Origin of the sequence: Curtobacterium sp. VKM Ac-2889 (assembly GCF_015350855.1) — a bacterium.
Classification (GTDB): Bacteria; Actinomycetota; Actinomycetes; order Actinomycetales; family Microbacteriaceae; genus Curtobacterium; species Curtobacterium poinsettiae.
In genome coordinates, this window is record NZ_JADKSC010000001.1 from 516,715 (window position 1) to 531,017 (window position 14,303).

At 70.8% G+C, this 14,303-nt stretch carries 14 protein-coding genes and 3 tRNA genes; 12 read left to right on the forward strand and 5 right to left on the reverse strand.

Annotated features, from left to right (window positions below; genetic code table 11):
* The first annotated feature begins 217 nt into the window (after window positions 1–217).
* The 3 genes from ITJ50_RS02610 (at window position 218) to ITJ50_RS02620 (ending at window position 494) form a co-directional block, all read left to right on the forward strand.
* A tRNA-Glu gene (locus ITJ50_RS02610) sits at window positions 218–290 on the forward strand.
* Between the two features lie 53 nt (window positions 291–343).
* A tRNA-Asp gene (locus ITJ50_RS02615) sits at window positions 344–420 on the forward strand.
* Window position 421: 1 nt separating this feature from the next.
* Window positions 422–494, forward strand: a tRNA-Phe gene (locus ITJ50_RS02620).
* A gap of 140 nt (window positions 495–634) precedes the next feature.
* Here the strand turns inward: ITJ50_RS02620 and ITJ50_RS02625 are convergent.
* Entirely contained in the window at window positions 635–1,645 is a 1,011-nt protein-coding gene (locus ITJ50_RS02625; protein ID WP_194589859.1) for an aldo/keto reductase family protein, read from the reverse strand.
* Between the two features lie 126 nt (window positions 1,646–1,771).
* On the opposite strand from ITJ50_RS02625, the gene ITJ50_RS02630 reads away from it, so the two are divergent.
* Complete coding sequence (locus tag ITJ50_RS02630; protein ID WP_194589860.1) at window positions 1,772–2,764, forward strand: NAD-dependent epimerase/dehydratase family protein; 993 nt, start codon at window positions 1,772–1,774, stop codon at window positions 2,762–2,764.
* 102 nt (window positions 2,765–2,866) lie between these two features.
* Here ITJ50_RS02630 and rocD read toward each other — a convergent pair whose 3' ends face one another.
* The gene (gene rocD / locus ITJ50_RS02635) at window positions 2,867–4,099 is read right to left on the reverse strand and encodes an ornithine--oxo-acid transaminase (RefSeq protein WP_194589861.1); all 1,233 of its coding nucleotides are present in this window, start codon (window positions 4,097–4,099) and stop codon (window positions 2,867–2,869) included.
* Entirely contained in the window at window positions 4,099–5,007 is a 909-nt protein-coding gene (ddaH, locus tag ITJ50_RS02640) for a dimethylargininase (protein ID WP_017887693.1), read from the reverse strand. The genes rocD and ddaH overlap by 1 nt, the downstream gene beginning before the upstream one ends.
* Window positions 5,008–5,311: 304 nt before the next feature.
* On the opposite strand from ddaH, the gene ITJ50_RS02645 reads away from it, so the two are divergent.
* The 4 genes from ITJ50_RS02645 to ITJ50_RS02660 are packed head-to-tail and all read left to right on the forward strand — an operon-like array spanning window position 5,312 to window position 7,735.
* Complete coding sequence (locus tag ITJ50_RS02645) at window positions 5,312–5,749, forward strand: Lrp/AsnC family transcriptional regulator (protein WP_017887694.1); 438 nt, start codon at window positions 5,312–5,314, stop codon at window positions 5,747–5,749.
* A gap of 10 nt (window positions 5,750–5,759) precedes the next feature.
* Entirely contained in the window at window positions 5,760–6,140 is a 381-nt protein-coding gene (locus tag ITJ50_RS02650) for a hypothetical protein (protein ID WP_194589862.1), read from the forward strand.
* Between the two features lie 3 nt (window positions 6,141–6,143).
* Complete coding sequence (locus tag ITJ50_RS02655) at window positions 6,144–6,977, forward strand: nitroreductase family protein (RefSeq protein WP_027467047.1); 834 nt, start codon at window positions 6,144–6,146, stop codon at window positions 6,975–6,977.
* Window positions 6,974–7,735 (forward strand): YqjF family protein, encoded by a 762-nt coding sequence (locus ITJ50_RS02660; protein ID WP_056072461.1) that lies wholly within the window; start codon window positions 6,974–6,976, stop codon window positions 7,733–7,735. The genes ITJ50_RS02655 and ITJ50_RS02660 overlap by 4 nt, the downstream gene beginning before the upstream one ends.
* On the opposite strand, the gene ITJ50_RS02665 is transcribed toward ITJ50_RS02660, so the two are convergent.
* Entirely contained in the window at window positions 7,707–8,420 is a 714-nt protein-coding gene (locus tag ITJ50_RS02665; protein WP_194589863.1) for a hypothetical protein, read from the reverse strand. The two genes, ITJ50_RS02660 and ITJ50_RS02665, sit on opposite strands and share 29 nt — an antisense overlap.
* Window positions 8,421–8,512: 92 nt before the next feature.
* Here ITJ50_RS02665 and ITJ50_RS02670 point away from each other — a divergent pair, with 92 nt between their 5' ends.
* Genes ITJ50_RS02670 through ITJ50_RS02685 form a run of 4 tightly spaced genes read left to right on the forward strand, consistent with a single transcriptional unit; the run spans window position 8,513 to window position 10,633 of the window.
* A complete protein-coding gene (locus ITJ50_RS02670; RefSeq protein ID WP_194589864.1) occupies window positions 8,513–9,508 on the forward strand; it encodes an SDR family oxidoreductase in 996 nt (331 codons plus the stop codon).
* Window positions 9,505–9,849: a hypothetical protein gene (locus tag ITJ50_RS02675; RefSeq protein WP_071249865.1), complete on the forward strand. Its 345-nt coding sequence runs from the start codon at window positions 9,505–9,507 to the stop codon at window positions 9,847–9,849. Before ITJ50_RS02670 ends, ITJ50_RS02675 begins: the two co-directional genes overlap by 4 nt.
* 33 nt (window positions 9,850–9,882) lie before the next feature.
* Window positions 9,883–10,425 carry a dihydrofolate reductase family protein gene (locus ITJ50_RS02680; protein ID WP_214519290.1) on the forward strand — a complete coding sequence of 181 codons (543 nt, stop codon included), beginning with the start codon at window positions 9,883–9,885 and terminating at the stop codon, window positions 10,423–10,425.
* A 10-nt stretch (window positions 10,426–10,435) separates the two neighbouring features.
* Window positions 10,436–10,633: a hypothetical protein gene (locus tag ITJ50_RS02685; RefSeq protein ID WP_042537971.1), complete on the forward strand. Its 198-nt coding sequence runs from the start codon at window positions 10,436–10,438 to the stop codon at window positions 10,631–10,633.
* A 93-nt stretch (window positions 10,634–10,726) separates the two neighbouring features.
* Here ITJ50_RS02685 and ITJ50_RS02690 read toward each other — a convergent pair whose 3' ends face one another.
* A complete protein-coding gene (locus tag ITJ50_RS02690; protein WP_042537973.1) occupies window positions 10,727–14,296 on the reverse strand; it encodes a bifunctional proline dehydrogenase/L-glutamate gamma-semialdehyde dehydrogenase in 3,570 nt (1,189 codons plus the stop codon).
* Window positions 14,297–14,303: the final 7 nt, after the last annotated feature.

Sequence of the window (14,303 nt, forward strand, 5' to 3'; positions counted from 1 at the left end):
AACACTGTTAACAGTTGCAACAGTAACAACACCGGTCGCAGGCGCGACAGCCCCTCGGACGAGGGGCGCGACCGCCGTCGATGCTCGCACCGACCGCTTCGGAGACCCGTGCACGGTCGGCGCGACACGCCGGGGATGCACGGTTGGCGAGGTCGGATTTGTGAAACCCCGAGGGCATCCGTATGCTTGTCCATCGGTAGCGCGATGCACTGCTTGCGGCCCTATCGTTTAGTGGCCTAGGACACCGCCCTTTCACGGCGGCAGCACGGGTTCGAATCCCGTTGGGGTCACTCCTAGAGTGAGCGAGCAAGTAGTACTGAGCAACACCACAGCAATTCAATATGGCCCTGTAGCGCAGCTGGTTAGCGTGCCGCCCTGTCACGGCGGAGGTCGCGGGTTCAAGTCCCGTCAGGGTCGCCACGGCTGGATAGCTCAGTTGGTAGAGCGTTCGACTGAAAATCGAAAGGTCCACGGATCGATGCCGTGTCCAGCCACCGGTGAAGGCCCCCTGCTTCGGCAGGGGGCCTTTTCCGTTGTCCGGCCAGTGTGACCTGCTCGCAAAACACCGGTGTTCGCGCATCGAGCCGCGGCCTGCGCGTGTTCAACGGGCGAACACCGGTGTTTCGCGGAGGGCCTACGCCTCGCGGGTCTTCGGGCTGCTGTCGTTCGTCTTCTCGGGGTCGCGTTCGACCACGGCGCCCAGGGCATCGTCGATCCGCGACATGAGCTCCGCCGGGATCGTGACGCCGGCAGCGCCCGCGTTGTCGTGGACCTGCTCCGGGCGCGATGCCCCGATGATCGCCGAGGCGACGTTCTCGTTCTGCAGGACCCAGGCGACCGCGAGCTGCGCCATCGACAGGTCGAGCTCCTTCGCGATCGGCTCGAGCTCCTGCACCGAGGACAGCACCTCGTCGCGCATGAAGCGCTTGATCATGTCCGCGCCGCCCTTGTCATCGGTTGCACGGGAGCCCTCGGGCAGCGGCTGACCCGGCTTGTACTTGCCGGTGAGCACCCCCTGGGCGATCGGGGACCAGACGATCTGCGAGATGCCGAGTTCCTTCGAGGTGGGGACGACCTCGTCCTCGATGACCCGCCACAGTGCCGAGTACTGCGGCTGGTTCGAGATGAGCTGGAAGCCGAGCTCCTTCGCGAGCGCAGCACCGGCCCGCAGCTGGTCCGCGGTCCACTCGCTGACGCCGACGTACAGGACCTTGCCCTGGCGCACGATGTCCGCGAAGGCCTGCATCGTCTCTTCGAGCGGGGTCTCGTGGTCGTAGCGGTGCGCCTGGTACAGGTCGACGTAGTCCGTCTGCAACCGCTGCAGCGAACCGTCGATCGACTCGAGGATGTGCTTGCGGGACAGGCCGGTGTCGTTGTGGCCCTTCGGACCGGTCGGACCGAACACCTTCGTGGCGATCTCGAGGGACTGGCGCCGCTCCTCCTTGAGCGCCTCTCCGAGGACCGTCTCCGCGCCGGTGTTGGCGTAGACGTCGGCGGTGTCGAACGTCGAGATGCCGACCTCGAGGGCCGCCTTGACGCAGGCGATCGCAGCGTCGTTCTCGACCTGGGATGCGTGGGTGAGCCAGTTGCCGTAGGTGATCTCGGAGACCTTGAGGCCCGAGTTGCCGAGGTAGCGGTACTCCATGTGCGTGTCACTCCTGTCGTGGGGCGCGTCGGTGCGACCCGAACCGTGACGGTAGTCGGCTCGGACGGTGCAGGATCACATGGGACGACGGCGCAGGGCTGCGCCGCGGAGAGCGAGGGAGCATCCATGACCGGAGCGAGCGTGTTGTTCATCGGCGGGAGCGGCGTCATCAGCGCCGCCTGCGTCGGGGAAGCCGTCGAGCAGGGGTTCGACGTGACCGTGCTCAACCGGGGGACCACCGGGGGCAGGCCGATCCCGGAGGGTGTGACGCGCCTCCAGGCCGATGTGTCGGACCGCAGCGCCCTGGCGGACGCACTCGGCGACCAGCGGTTCGACGTGGTCGTGAACTGGATCGCCTTCACGCCGGACCAGGTGCAGGCCGACGTGGACTTCTTCGCCGGGCGGACGCGGCAGTACGTGTTCATCAGCTCGGCCTCGGCGTACCAGACGCCGGCGACGCACCTGCCGATCACAGAGTCGACGCCGCTGAAGAACCCGTACTGGCAGTACTCGCGCGACAAGATCGCGTGCGAGGAACTGCTGATGCAGGCGTACCGGGAGCAGGACTTCCCGGTGACGATCGTGCGGCCGTCGCACACCTACGACGAGACGAAGCTGCCGCTGACGGGTGGCTGGACCGCGGTCGCTCGGATGCGTGCCGGCAAGCCGGTCGTCATCACCGGCGACGGCACGTCGCTGTGGACGCTGACCCACAGCCGCGACTTCGCGGTCGGGTTCACGGGGCTGCTCGACCGGGCCGAGGCGATCGGTGAGCCCTTCACGATCACGAGCGACGAAGCCCCGACGTGGAACGCCATCGCGCACGAGATCGCGGCGGCGGCCGGGGTCGAGGACCTGCGGATCGTGCACGTGCCGGCGGACGCGATCAACGCGGTGGACCCCGAGTGGGGCGCGGCGCTGCTCGGCGACAAGGCGAACTCGTCGGTGTTCGACAACAGCAAGATCCGGTCGCTCGTGCCGTGGTACCGGCCGCGCACGACCTACCGGCAGGGTGTGCGCGAGGTCATCGCCTGGTACGAGGCGCACCCCGAGGAGCAGGTGATCGACGAGCGGCTCGATGCCCTGATGGACGAGCTGGCGGCGCGCTGGGCGGTGTGAGCCGCACTTGGTGACGCGCGCCGGCGCACGCAAGACACCGGTGTTCGCGCTCCGCACCGCGGCATGCGGGGGTTCAACGCGCGAACACCGGTGTTTTGCGGATCAGGTCAGGCGCGCGGCGAGCACCTCGGCCAGGGTTCCGATCGCGAAGCGCACCTCGTCGTCGGTGACGACCAGGGGCGGTGCGAAGCGGATCGTCGACCCGTGGGTGTCCTTCACCAGGAGCCCGCGGTCGGCGAGGTCCTTCGAGATCTCCTTGCCGGTGCCGAGTGCGGGATCGATGTCGATCCCGGCCCAGAGTCCGGCGACCCGGTGCGAGACGACACCCTTGCCGAGCAGGTCGTCGAGTAGGCCGCGCAACAGCGGTTCGCCGTCGAGGGCCCGCTGCTGGAACGTGCCCTCGCCGAGCATCGCCACGACCTCGGCACCGACGGCCGCCGCGAGCGGGTTGCCGCCGAAGGTCGATCCGTGCTCGCCGGGGCGCAGGACGCCCAGGACATCGCGCGAGCCCACCACCGCGGACACCGGCACGATGCCACCACCCAGGGCCTTGCCGAGTGTGATCAGGTCGGGACGCACCCCGACGCGCTGCACCGCGAGCGTGTGCCCCGTGCGACCGAGGCCGGACTGGATCTCGTCCGCGATGAACAGCGCACCGAACTCGTCGCAGACCGCGCGGACGTCAGGAAGGTACGACTCCGGCGGGATGACCACGCCGCCCTCGCCCTGGATCGGCTCGAGCAGCACGGCGACGACGGTCTCGTCCATCGCCTCGCGCAGCGCCGCAGCGTCGCCGTACGGCACCGTGCGGAAGCCGGGCGTGAACGGCCCGAAGTCGTCGTGGGCCGACGGGTCGTCGGAGAACGAGATGATCGTCGTGGTGCGCCCGTGGAAGTTGCCGGACGCGACGATGACCGTCGCCCGCTCGGCCGGCACGCCCTTGACGCGGTAGCCCCAGGCGCGGGACACCTTGATCGCGGACTCGACGGCCTCGGCACCGGTGTTCATCGGCAGGACCATCTCGGTCTCCGTCAACGCCGCCAGTGCTGCCGCGAACGGCCCGAGCTGGTCGTTCACGAACGCGCGGCTGGTCAGCGTCACGCGGTCGAGCTGCGCCCGCGCGGCGTCGAGCAGTCGCGGGTTGCCGTGGCCGAAGTTCACCGCCGAGTACGCGGCCAGGCCGTCCAGGTACCGCTTGCCGTCGACGTCGGTGACGGTCGCTCCCTGACCCGACGCGATGACGACGGGCAGTGGACTGTAGTTGTGCGCGAGGGCGCGGTCCTCGACGGCGAGCGCCGCCGCGGTGTTGACCCCGAGCGACGCTGCCGCAGACATCAGCTGACCCCGAGCGAACGCGCGACCGAGGTGCCGGTGCCGACCGGGTGCAGATCGAGGGTGCAGCACTTCACGCCACCACCGCCGAGCAGCAGCTCGGACAGGTCGACGCCGATCGGGTTGTAGCCCTTCTCGCGCAGCTGCTCGGCGAACCGAACGGCCCGGGCGGCGATCACGACGTTGTACCCGTCGGAGTACGAGTTCAGGCCGAGGATCGCGGCGTCTTCTTCGGTGGCGATGATCGCGTCCGGGAAGCGCTCGCGCAGGATCGCCAGCGACGGCTCGTCGAAGGCGCTCTCCAGGTAGGCGATGTTGCTCGTCCCGTCGACGGCGGGCTCGGGGTCGAGCACGGCGATGGCGGTGTCGAGGTGGTAGAAGCTCGGGTTGATGAGCTTCAGCGTGACGACCTCGCGGCCGTAGATCGTCGCGAGCTCGTCGTGCGAGGTGCTGTCCGACCGGAAACCGGTGCCGGCGAAGATGGTGTCACCGATGAGCAGGAAGTCGCCCTCGCCCTCGTTGGTCTGCTCAGGCTCGGCGACGGTCAGGCCGGCCTGGCGGAACCAGTCCATGTACGCGGGGCCCTCGGGCTGGCGCTCGGGGTACTGGAACTTCGCGCCGTACGCGATGCCGTCGAGGACGAACCCGCCGTTGGCCGCGTAGACCATGTCCGGCAGGCCGTCGATCGGGTCGATGTACGAGATGTCGAAGCCGAGCTGCTCGTAGACGGCGACGAGCGACTCCCACTGCTCGACGGCCTTCGACGTGTCGGTCGGCTCCTCCGGGTGCATCCACGGGTTGATCCGGTAGCTCACGGTGTAGAAGTCCGGCTTGCACATCAGGATCGTGCGCTTCGTGGCGACACGGGCCGGGGTGGCGACGGACTCGGGGGCGGGTGCGGTGTTCGACATCAGTCCTCCTGGAAGGGACCGGGGCCCGAGCCTGCCAGGAACCGAAACGGAACGAGGAGAAGAGCTCCGGTGAGATGCAGGCTCACTCACCGCAGCGGACCAGGTCGACGCCGAGTCGATCCTTCCACAGACTCACCGCAGCGGAACAGTGTCACTCAAGCATCGACGCCACTCCGATCCTGACACACACCGTCCAGCAAGTGCAGTACGGGGGCCCCGACGGCGTGACACCCGTTCGGGTGACGCACGTTTCGTGCGCGAGACCCACCGGCCTCGCAACAAGTCCGCGTACGATAGGGGACAAATGGACACGCTCGACCACCGCATCCTGGATCAGCTCCGGGACAACGCCCGCGCCGGCTACGGCGACATCGGGTCGGTGGTCGGACTCTCGGCCTCGGCCGTCAAGCGCCGTGTCGACCGGCTGGTCGGTGACGGCGTCATCCAGGGCTTCACGATCAAGGTCGACCCCGCCGTCGAGGACCGCGGCACCGAGGCCTGGGTCGAGCTCTACTGCCGCGGCACCGTCTCGCCCGACGAGCTGCGTGCCCTGCTCGACACCGTCCCCGAGGTCATCGACGCCGGCACGGTCACCGGCAGCGCCGACGCCGTCGTGCACATGCGCTCGAAGGACCTGTCCGCGCTCGAGGAGGCGCTCGACAAGGTCCGCCTCGCACCCCAGGTCGACCACACCCGCTCCGCGATCGTGCTCTCCAAGCTCGTCAGTCGAGAGACCGCGTAGCGTCCCACGCATGGGACGGAAGACGGCCGGGAGGCGCGGATCACCGCCCACGGGATCGCGTCCGGCCCGGCAGCTGGTCACCGCTGCGGGCCTCGCCTACGTCGCGAACTGCCTGTGGGGCACCGCGGTCGCCGTGCGGCTGATCCGCACGAAGAAGCTCCGTGTCGTGCACCACGGCCTGTTCGTCGCGACCGCGACCCTGACCGGCGTCGCCGCGACGCCCCCCGCGTGGACCCGCGACCGGACCGCACTGTTCCTGCTGCCGGCACTCGTGCCCCTGGCGGTCGCTCCACGCACCAACCCGCGCTCCGGAGCACACTGGAAGGTCGCGGTCGCCGCCGCACCGTCCTACCTGGGGGCCGTGCTCGCCCGCAGGCGATCAGAGAGGTGAGCAGTGGAGCTGTTCGAGGCCATCCGACGACGACGCACGACGAACGGGCCGTTCCTGCCCGATCCGGTGTCGGACGAGCACCAGCGGCTGCTCATGGAGCTCGCCGGCCGGGCGCCGTCGCAGCTCAACAGTCAGCCGTGGCGCTTCGTGCTGATCGAGGAGCGCCAGACGATCGACCGTGTCGCCGAGATCAGCGGCAGCTCGATGACCCGCACCATGGCCGAGGGAACGTTCTTCGAGCGGTACAAGCCGTACTTCCGGTTCTCGAAGGCAGAGATGGACGAGCGACGCGACGGGATGCTGTTCGACAAGCTCCCCGGGCCGCTTCGGCCGTTCACGAAGCAGGTGTTCACGAAGCGCGGGCAGCTGCTCATGAACACGCTCCGGGTGCCGCAGACCCTGGGTGAGGAGAACCGGAAGCTCGTCGCCGGGTCGCCGCTGCTGCTCGGCGTGATGCTCGACCGCCACGAGTACCGGAAGGAGGAGCTGTCCGGCTTCTACTCGGTGTTCAGCATGGGCGCGGCGATGGAGAACATCTGGCTCGCGACGACCGAGCTCGGCCTGGGGATCCAGTTCGTGTCCTTCCCGATGGAGACCCCCGGCGCGTGGGAGGAGATCGAGGGACTGCTCCGCGTGCCCGAGTCGCTCGAGCTGATGGCCGTCTACCGGATCGGGTACCTGCCCCCGGAACGACGACGGCCGGCCATCGACTGGACGTCGAGCGAGCGGAAGCGTCCCTCGCAGTACGTGTTCCGCGGCACCTGCGACACCCCGCAGCGCGGGTGGGACGACGCACCCGTCGCAGCCCACATCGAACCGGAGGCGACCACATCGTGACCGACACCCGACCCACCCAGAGCGCCCCGGGCCTCCAGCCCGTCGCCCCCGGCCTGCCGGGCCGTCCCTGGATCTCGCAGGACTGGCTCGACGTCGTCTTCGTGCACTGGCGCGTCGACGTGTCGGCGGTGGCGCCGCTGCTACCGGCCGGCACACGGCCCGACACGATGGCGCTCGACGGCACCGACGACGGCGTGACCACCTGGGTGGGCCTCATCGCGTTCCGGTTCGAGGACACCCGGTTCCCGCCGTTCTCGACCGGGAGCATCGGCGACTTCGTCGAGCTGAACGTCCGCGTCTACACGGTCGACGAGCAGGGACAGCGCGGGGTGGTGTTCCTGTCGCTCGACGCCGGCAAGCTCCTGCCGACCATCGGGGCGCGCGTCGCGACGGGCCTGCCGTACCGGTGGGCGGTCGCCGAGTCGCGCAGCGGTGACGGCCGCGTCGGGTACGCGATGCGTCGGCACGGCACCCACCTGCGGTCGATGCTCGACATCCGGGTGGGCGAGGCACTCGACGAGCCAGGGGCCCTCGAGACGTTCCTGACGGCGCGGTGGGGCATGCACGTGCACCGGGCCAGACGGACGCGCTTCTGGCCGAACGAGCACGAGCCGTGGCCGTTGCACCGGGCCTCGGTGGTGTCGCTGCGGGACGACCTGGTCGGGGCGGCCGGGCTGCCCTTCGGGCTGACCGAGCTCGAGCCGGACTCGGTGCTCTACTCGCCGGGGGTCACGACGCGGTTCGGTCGGGGGCGCTGAGCGGATCGGTGCCCGGCTCCGGTCCCGGTCGCTGACCCTCGACGGCCTCCGCCCCGTCGAGGTCGGGCTGGGCCGTCCTCGACGCGGCTCGCCAGTTCAGCACCGCGACGACGACGGCGACCGGGATGACCAGGACGCTCCACCCGATCCACAGCGATGCGTGCGCTTCGTCGACGACCGGGACCGTCAACGCCACGACCGCGAACACGGCCGCCACCACCGCGACGGCCGCCGACGCCACCGCACGACCGCGCCGCTCGAACCGCGTCGGGTCGTCGCGTCGCATCGTGTACAGGCCCGTCGCGACGACCAGGTACCCGATCAGGAGCGTCCGTGCTCCCACCGCGAAGGCGAACACCGACAACGCGACGCCGACCACGTTCCACACGAGGACCTGTGTGCGATGCAAGTGCCAAGCCTCCGCCCGACTCGGGTACCAGTACGCACGCCGCCCGGCGACCGCGAGCACGAACGCACCGACCAGCACCACGGCGCCGACCGGGATCACGACGGGCAGGGCGGGACGCTGCAACCAGATGCCGATCGCCACGATCGCCATCACCCCGACTGCCAGAGCCGTCGGCGGACCCCACCACTGCTCGGGGACGATCGGCGTCCGGCGGATCCAGCGCGGCTGCGGCTCCGCGTCCGGCTCCGGTTCCACGGGGTCGTCTCGCGTGTCCACACCACCATCATGCTCGGCCACCATCCGGAGGCACGGGTCGTCGGGGGACAGCGGCTGAGTGGTGCACGGGCGACCGCAGGTACAAGGGAGCCATGACTCGAGTGGCAGTGGTGACCGGTGGATCCGCAGGACTGGGACGGGCGACCGTCCGGGAGCTCGCCGCACGGGGGTGGGACGTGGCCGTGCTGGCCCGCGGGCAGGAGGGCGTCGACGCCGCCGTCGCCGAGGTCGAGGCCGCCGGGCGACGCGGGCTGGCCCTGGTCGCCGACGTCTCCGACCGCGACGCCGTCGAGGCCGCGGCCGACCGGGCCGAGCGGGAGCTCGGACCGATCGACCTGTGGGTGAACGGCGTGATGGTCGGGGTGTTCGGGAAGTTCCTCGACACCGCCCCGGAGGACTTCGAGCGGGCGCTGCACGTGACCTACCTCGGCTTCGTGAACGGCACCCGGTCTGCACTGTCGCGGATGGTCCCCCGCGGTCGTGGGCACGTGATCCAGGTCGGTTCGGCGCTCGGGTTCCGCGGGATCCCCCTGCAGGCCGCGTACTGCGGCGCGAAGCACGCGATCGTCGGGTTCACCGAGTCCGTCGTCTCCGAGCTGCGCGAACAGGGCAGCAAGGTCAAGGTGTCCCGCGTGGACATGCCGGCGCTCAACACGATCCAGTTCCAGTGGGTGAAGTCGAAGCTGCCGCACCACCCGCAGCCCGTCGCCCCGATCTACCAGCCCGAGGTCGGTGCCCGGGCCATCGCCGCGGTGGCCGAGCGGCCGCGCAGCCGCACCTGGGTGGGCGAGTCCACGGTCTACACGATCCTCGGCAACCGGATCAGCGGACGCTTCGCCGACTGGTACGCCGCCAAGACCCTGGTCGACGGGCAGCAGGCTCCGGACAAGGACGGCCTCGAGATGCGGGACAACCTGTACGAGCCGGTGCCGGGCGACCACGGTGCACACGGGGTCTTCGACGAGTCCGCGCACGCCTGGTCGCCGCAGACCTGGTGGGTGGAGCACCGCCGGGTCGGCAACGGGATCATCGGGGCGGTGCTCGGTGCCGCCGGGGCCGTCGCACTCGTCGCGGGACGCCGACGATGAGCCGCCGGTCGTCGACCGTGTCCGGAGCAGCCGTCGTCGAGCTGGCCCGAGCTGGGCTCGGCCTGTGGCACCTGAGCCGTGCGGCCCGAGGGTCGGACCAGGCGGCGCTGCACGGCGTGCTCGGGATCCGACAGCTCGGACAGGCCGTGCTCGTCGCGCGGGCGGGTTCCGGCAACGCGCACACCCTGAGCGCCGTCGTGGACACCCTGCACGGCGTGACGATGGTGCCGCTGGCCGTCGCCGATCCCCGTCGCCGCCGGTTCGCGCTCGACCAGCTCTGGATCGCCGCCGCCCTGGCGATCGCCGAGGCAGCGGTCGTCGGTCGCGGCAGTCGGCGCTGAGTGCTGTCGGGGGTGCTCGGTAGCGTCCCCGGCATGAGCACGATCTACTCCGTCGCATCCTCGCTGGACGGCTTCGTCGCCGCGCCCGACGACGACCTCGACTGGCTGCTGCAGTTCGGCTTCGAACCGTTCCAGGAGCACCACGACCGGTTCTACGCGGGCGTCGGCGCGATCGCGATGGGGTCGACGACGTACGAGTGGCTGCTCGAGCACGACGACACGTGGGCGTACCCGGACCTGGCGACGTGGGTGTTCACGACGCGAGACCTGCCGGTGCCGGACGGTGCCGACGTGCGCTTCGTCTCCGGCGAGGTCGGCGACCACCAGGCCGACCTCGAGAGCGTGGCCGACGGCCGTGACGTCTGGGTCGTCGGCGGCGGACTGCTCGCGGCGCAGTACCAGCAGGCGGGCATCCTCGACGAGCTGCGGGTCACCGTGATGCCGGTCGCGCTCGGTGCCGGAGCACCCCTGCTGCCGGTCGCCGCACCGACCCCGGTGTTCGAGCTCGTCGGCACCACGCGGTTCGACGGCGGGGCGGTCGAGCTCCACTACCGTTCCGCAGCAACCGCGGCGTAGCGTCCGGAGCATGAGCGACAACGAGCAGACCGAGCCCGTCATGGACGGTGCCACCGATGCCACGAACCACGAGAAGCTGCAGGGTCTGATCGAGCAGGTCGACCACGACCACGCCGGTGAAGGTGCCGGCGCGATGGCAGACCACCTGCGGGACCGCATGGCCGAGACCGGCGTCGAGGACGAAGAAGCGGGTGACGCCGAGGACTGATCCCCGGGGCACTTCGTGAGCAGAAGAGGTCGGGTCCCGTCTGGGGATCCGACCTCTTCTGCTCACGAAGCGAAACGCAACGCGCGGAACTGCTCAGACGCGCAGCTCGGAGAACTCGCTGTCGACGTCGCCGAACCGGTGCGCGGTGATCGACACCGACTGCTCGCGCAGGTACGGCAGCATCTCGATCACGCCGGCCTCGACCACGGGGGCGTCGTGGATCGCGACGTCGATGCTCGCGCCCAGTGCTTCTTCGAGGGCCTGGGAGTCGCCGCCGAGCAGCCGGATGCGGGCCCCGGGACCACCGAACGCCGTGTGTGCCGGGCGGTCCTGCCCCTGTGACAGCACGGCCTCGAGCGCGTCGACGGGCTCGTCGTCCTGACCGCTGGACCAGTCCGCCTGGAACACCGCCCCCGACGACGCGCGGGCGTGGAACTCCTGGTCGGACTCGACCAGGTGGTCGACGACGTCGAGCGGCGACCGGTTCCCCGCCAGCAGCTGGGTGAGGGGGCCGGGCAGCGGCCGAGCCGTGCTCAGCAGGACGTGCGCCCGTGCCGAGGTCGCGGCGACGAGCGTCCGGACGAGGTCCACGGTCGAGGCGTCCTCGGCCTGGCGCACGATGACGGACTGGGGACGGTGGCGCAGCACGTTCCGCTGCACCACGAGTCCCGCCAGGTCCTGCGAGCGGAACAGGGTCTCGCGTGCACGGACGTCGCTCAGGGCACCGGCGCGCACACGGTCGAACTCCTCGAACGACAGCCCGCTGCGTGCGGCCTCGATCACCGCGGTCACGCGCGGGGGCAGGCCGTGCAGCTGGATGCTCCGGTGCACCGTGCGGGGCGTGGGCAGCCACCTGCCGAGCGTCGCGACGTACATCGGACCGCCGGCCTTGGTGCCGGTACCGACCGACGAACCCTTCCAGCCGCCGAACGGCTGGCGCCCGACGACGGCACCGGTGGTGCCGCGGTTGACGGAGAGGTTGCCGGCGCGGACACGGGCGAGCCACTCGGACACCTCGTCGACGTCGAGCGAGTGGATGCCCGCCGTCAGCCCGAAGTCGGTGCCGTTCTGGATCGCGATGGCCTGCTCGAGGGTCTCGGCCCGCATGATGCCGAGCACCGGGCCCGAGTACACGGTCTGGTGGAAGTCGCTGCCGGGGCGGACACCGTCGCGGATGCCCGGCGACCAGAGCCGACCGGAGTCGTCGACCGCCTCGGGCTGCACGAGCCAGGACTCCCCCGGGCCGAGCTCGGTCAGACCCTGACGGAGGGCGCCCTGCGGCTCCGTGATGAGCGGGCCGACCTGCGCCGTGGGGTCGTCGGGCCACGCCACCCGGAGCGTGCGGGTGGCGTCGACGAGCTGCCGCTGGAAGCGCTCGCTCTCGCCCACCGACCCGACCAGGATCACCAGCGACGCCGCCGAGCACTGCTGCCCGGCGTGCCCGAAGGCGGACCGCACGATGTCCTGCACCGCCAGGTCCAGGTCGGCGCTCGGCGTGACGACGATGGCGTTCTTGCCGCTCGTCTCGGCGTTGAGCGGCAGCCCGGCGCGCCACCAGCGGAACGAGCGGGCGGTGTCGGACGAGCCGGTCAGGATGATGCGGTCGACCGTGGGGTGGCCGACGAGGTCGCGGCCGAGTTCGTCCTCGGCCAGGTCGACGAGCTGCAGCAGCGAGTGCGGCACCCCGGCGTCCCAGAGCACGTCGGCGAGCACGGCCCCCGAGCGCTTCGCTTCGGGTGCGGGCTTGAACACGACACCGCTGCCCGCGGCGAGCGCAGCCAGCACGCCCCCGGCGGGGACCGCGACGGGGGAGCTCCACGGTGACACGACGACGGTCAACCGTGGCGGCACGTACTGCGCGCCCTCGACGTCCCCGAGGCGGCGAGCGCGCTCGGCGTAGTAGTGGGCGGCGTCGACGGCGTCGGTCACCTCGGTGTCGGCCTCGGTGAAGGTCTTGCCGGTCTCGGCGGCCATGACCTCGATCAGGTCGGCGCGGCGGGTCTCGAGTTCGTGCCCGATGAGGTCGAGGAGCTCGGCGCGGTCGGACGGGTCCTGTCGGCCCCAGTTCACGCCGGCCTGGGCGGTCCGGGCCATGATCCGCTCGAGCTTGGAGCGGTCGGCGACCTTCGCCCCACGGATCGTCTGCGCACCGAGCTGCGAGCGCGGCACCCGGCGCAGGACGTCGAGTGCCCAGGCCCGGTTCGCGGCGACGGACGGGTCGGTGTCGGGGGCGTTCCGGAACGCGTCCCGCAGGACCGGTTCACCGAGCGCGCGGTGGCGGTCCTGGGTGCGGTGGCTGGCGGGGACGGGTTCGTCGAGTGCGGCGACGGATGCCAGGAACCGGCTGTGCTCCCGCTCGAACACGCTGGCGTCGTGGTCGATGTCGGACGCGGCGGCGAGGAAGTTCTCGGGGCTGGCGCTCTCCTGCAGGCGGCGCGCCAGGTACGCGATGGCGGAGTCGAACTCGTCGGGCTGGACGACGGGCGTGTAGAGCAGGATCTGCCCGACGTCGGCGCGGACGGCCTGTGCGTGGGTGGACGCCATGCCGAGCAGCATCTCGACGTCGACGGCGTCGGTCACCCCGCGCCGCTGGGCGAGCACCCACGCGGTGGCGAGGTCGAACAGGTTGTGCCCGGCGACCCCGATCCGCACGGCGTCGGTGCGTTCCGGCGTCAGCGCGGCGTCGAGCATCCGGAGGTAGGCGGTGTCGGTCTCGCGCTTGCTGCCCCAGGTGGCGAGGGGCCACCCGTGCACGATCGCGTCGACGTGTTCCATCGCGAGGTTCGCGCCCTTGACGAGCCGCACCGTGATCGGGGCTCCGCCGCGCGACCGGCGTTCCTGCGCCCACTCGGTCAGCGCGTCGAGCGCTCCGGCGGCGTCGGGCAGGTAGGCCTGCAGCACGATGCCGGCCTGCAGGTCGGCGAACTCGTCACGGTCGAGCAGCGTCCGGAACACGGCGAGGGTGACGTCGAGGTCGCGGTACTCCTCGATGTCGAGGTTGATGAACTTGGCGGGGCGTCCGGCGGCCGTCGGCGCCGCGGCCAGGCGGTACAGCGGGACGAGCCGGTCGACGACGCGCTCGACGGTCTGGTCGAAGGCCCACGGCGAGGTCTGCGGCACGACGGCGCTCACCTTGATCGACACGTGGTCGACGTCGTCGCGGGCGAGCAGGTCCATCGTGCCCTGCAGGCGTCGGTCGCTCTCGGCGCTGCCGAGGACGGCTTCGCCGAGCAGGTTCACGTTGAGGCGGGTGCCCGGTCCGCGGAGCTTGGCGAGCGCGGGACCGAGCTTGCTCGTGCTCGCGTCGATCACCAGGTGCCCGGTCATCCGGCGCAGGATCCGGCGCGCGGTGGGGATCACGGCCCACGGCGCCATGGTGGCGAACCCGCCACCCAGCGTCACCGCACCGCGCAGGTACCAGGCGAGGAAGTCGGGGACGTCACGGCTCAGCTGCTCGAGGTTGCGCGCGGCGACCCGGGGGTCTTCGGGACGGACGACCTTGTCGACGAAACCACGGGTGAAGTCGAGGCCCTGCTCGTCGCGCAGGACCTGGGCCAGACGGGCCGCACCCGGGTCGGGCTTCACCCCGGCGGACGCCGCCAGCCACCGGCGCACGAGCGCGACGGCGTCATCGGTGGTGTCCTGGAGGCGAGCACTCGGCATCCCCCGA

Coding starts and splice junctions, on each gene's coding strand:
- ITJ50_RS02625 (WP_194589859.1), bottom strand. CDS start 1,645: ATGGAGTACCGCTACCTCGGCAACTCGGGCCTCAAGGTCTCCGAGATC.
- ITJ50_RS02630 (WP_194589860.1), top strand. CDS start 1,772: ATGACCGGAGCGAGCGTGTTGTTCATCGGCGGGAGCGGCGTCATCAGC.
- rocD (WP_194589861.1), bottom strand. CDS start 4,099: ATGTCTGCGGCAGCGTCGCTCGGGGTCAACACCGCGGCGGCGCTCGCC.
- ddaH (WP_017887693.1), bottom strand. CDS start 5,007: ATGTCGAACACCGCACCCGCCCCCGAGTCCGTCGCCACCCCGGCCCGT.
- ITJ50_RS02645 (WP_017887694.1), top strand. CDS start 5,312: ATGGACACGCTCGACCACCGCATCCTGGATCAGCTCCGGGACAACGCC.
- ITJ50_RS02650 (WP_194589862.1), top strand. CDS start 5,760: ATGGGACGGAAGACGGCCGGGAGGCGCGGATCACCGCCCACGGGATCG.
- ITJ50_RS02670 (WP_194589864.1), top strand. CDS start 8,513: ATGACTCGAGTGGCAGTGGTGACCGGTGGATCCGCAGGACTGGGACGG.
- ITJ50_RS02675 (WP_071249865.1), top strand. CDS start 9,505: ATGAGCCGCCGGTCGTCGACCGTGTCCGGAGCAGCCGTCGTCGAGCTG.
- ITJ50_RS02680 (WP_214519290.1), top strand. CDS start 9,883: ATGAGCACGATCTACTCCGTCGCATCCTCGCTGGACGGCTTCGTCGCC.
- ITJ50_RS02685 (WP_042537971.1), top strand. CDS start 10,436: ATGAGCGACAACGAGCAGACCGAGCCCGTCATGGACGGTGCCACCGAT.
- ITJ50_RS02690 (WP_042537973.1), bottom strand. CDS start 14,296: ATGCCGAGTGCTCGCCTCCAGGACACCACCGATGACGCCGTCGCGCTC.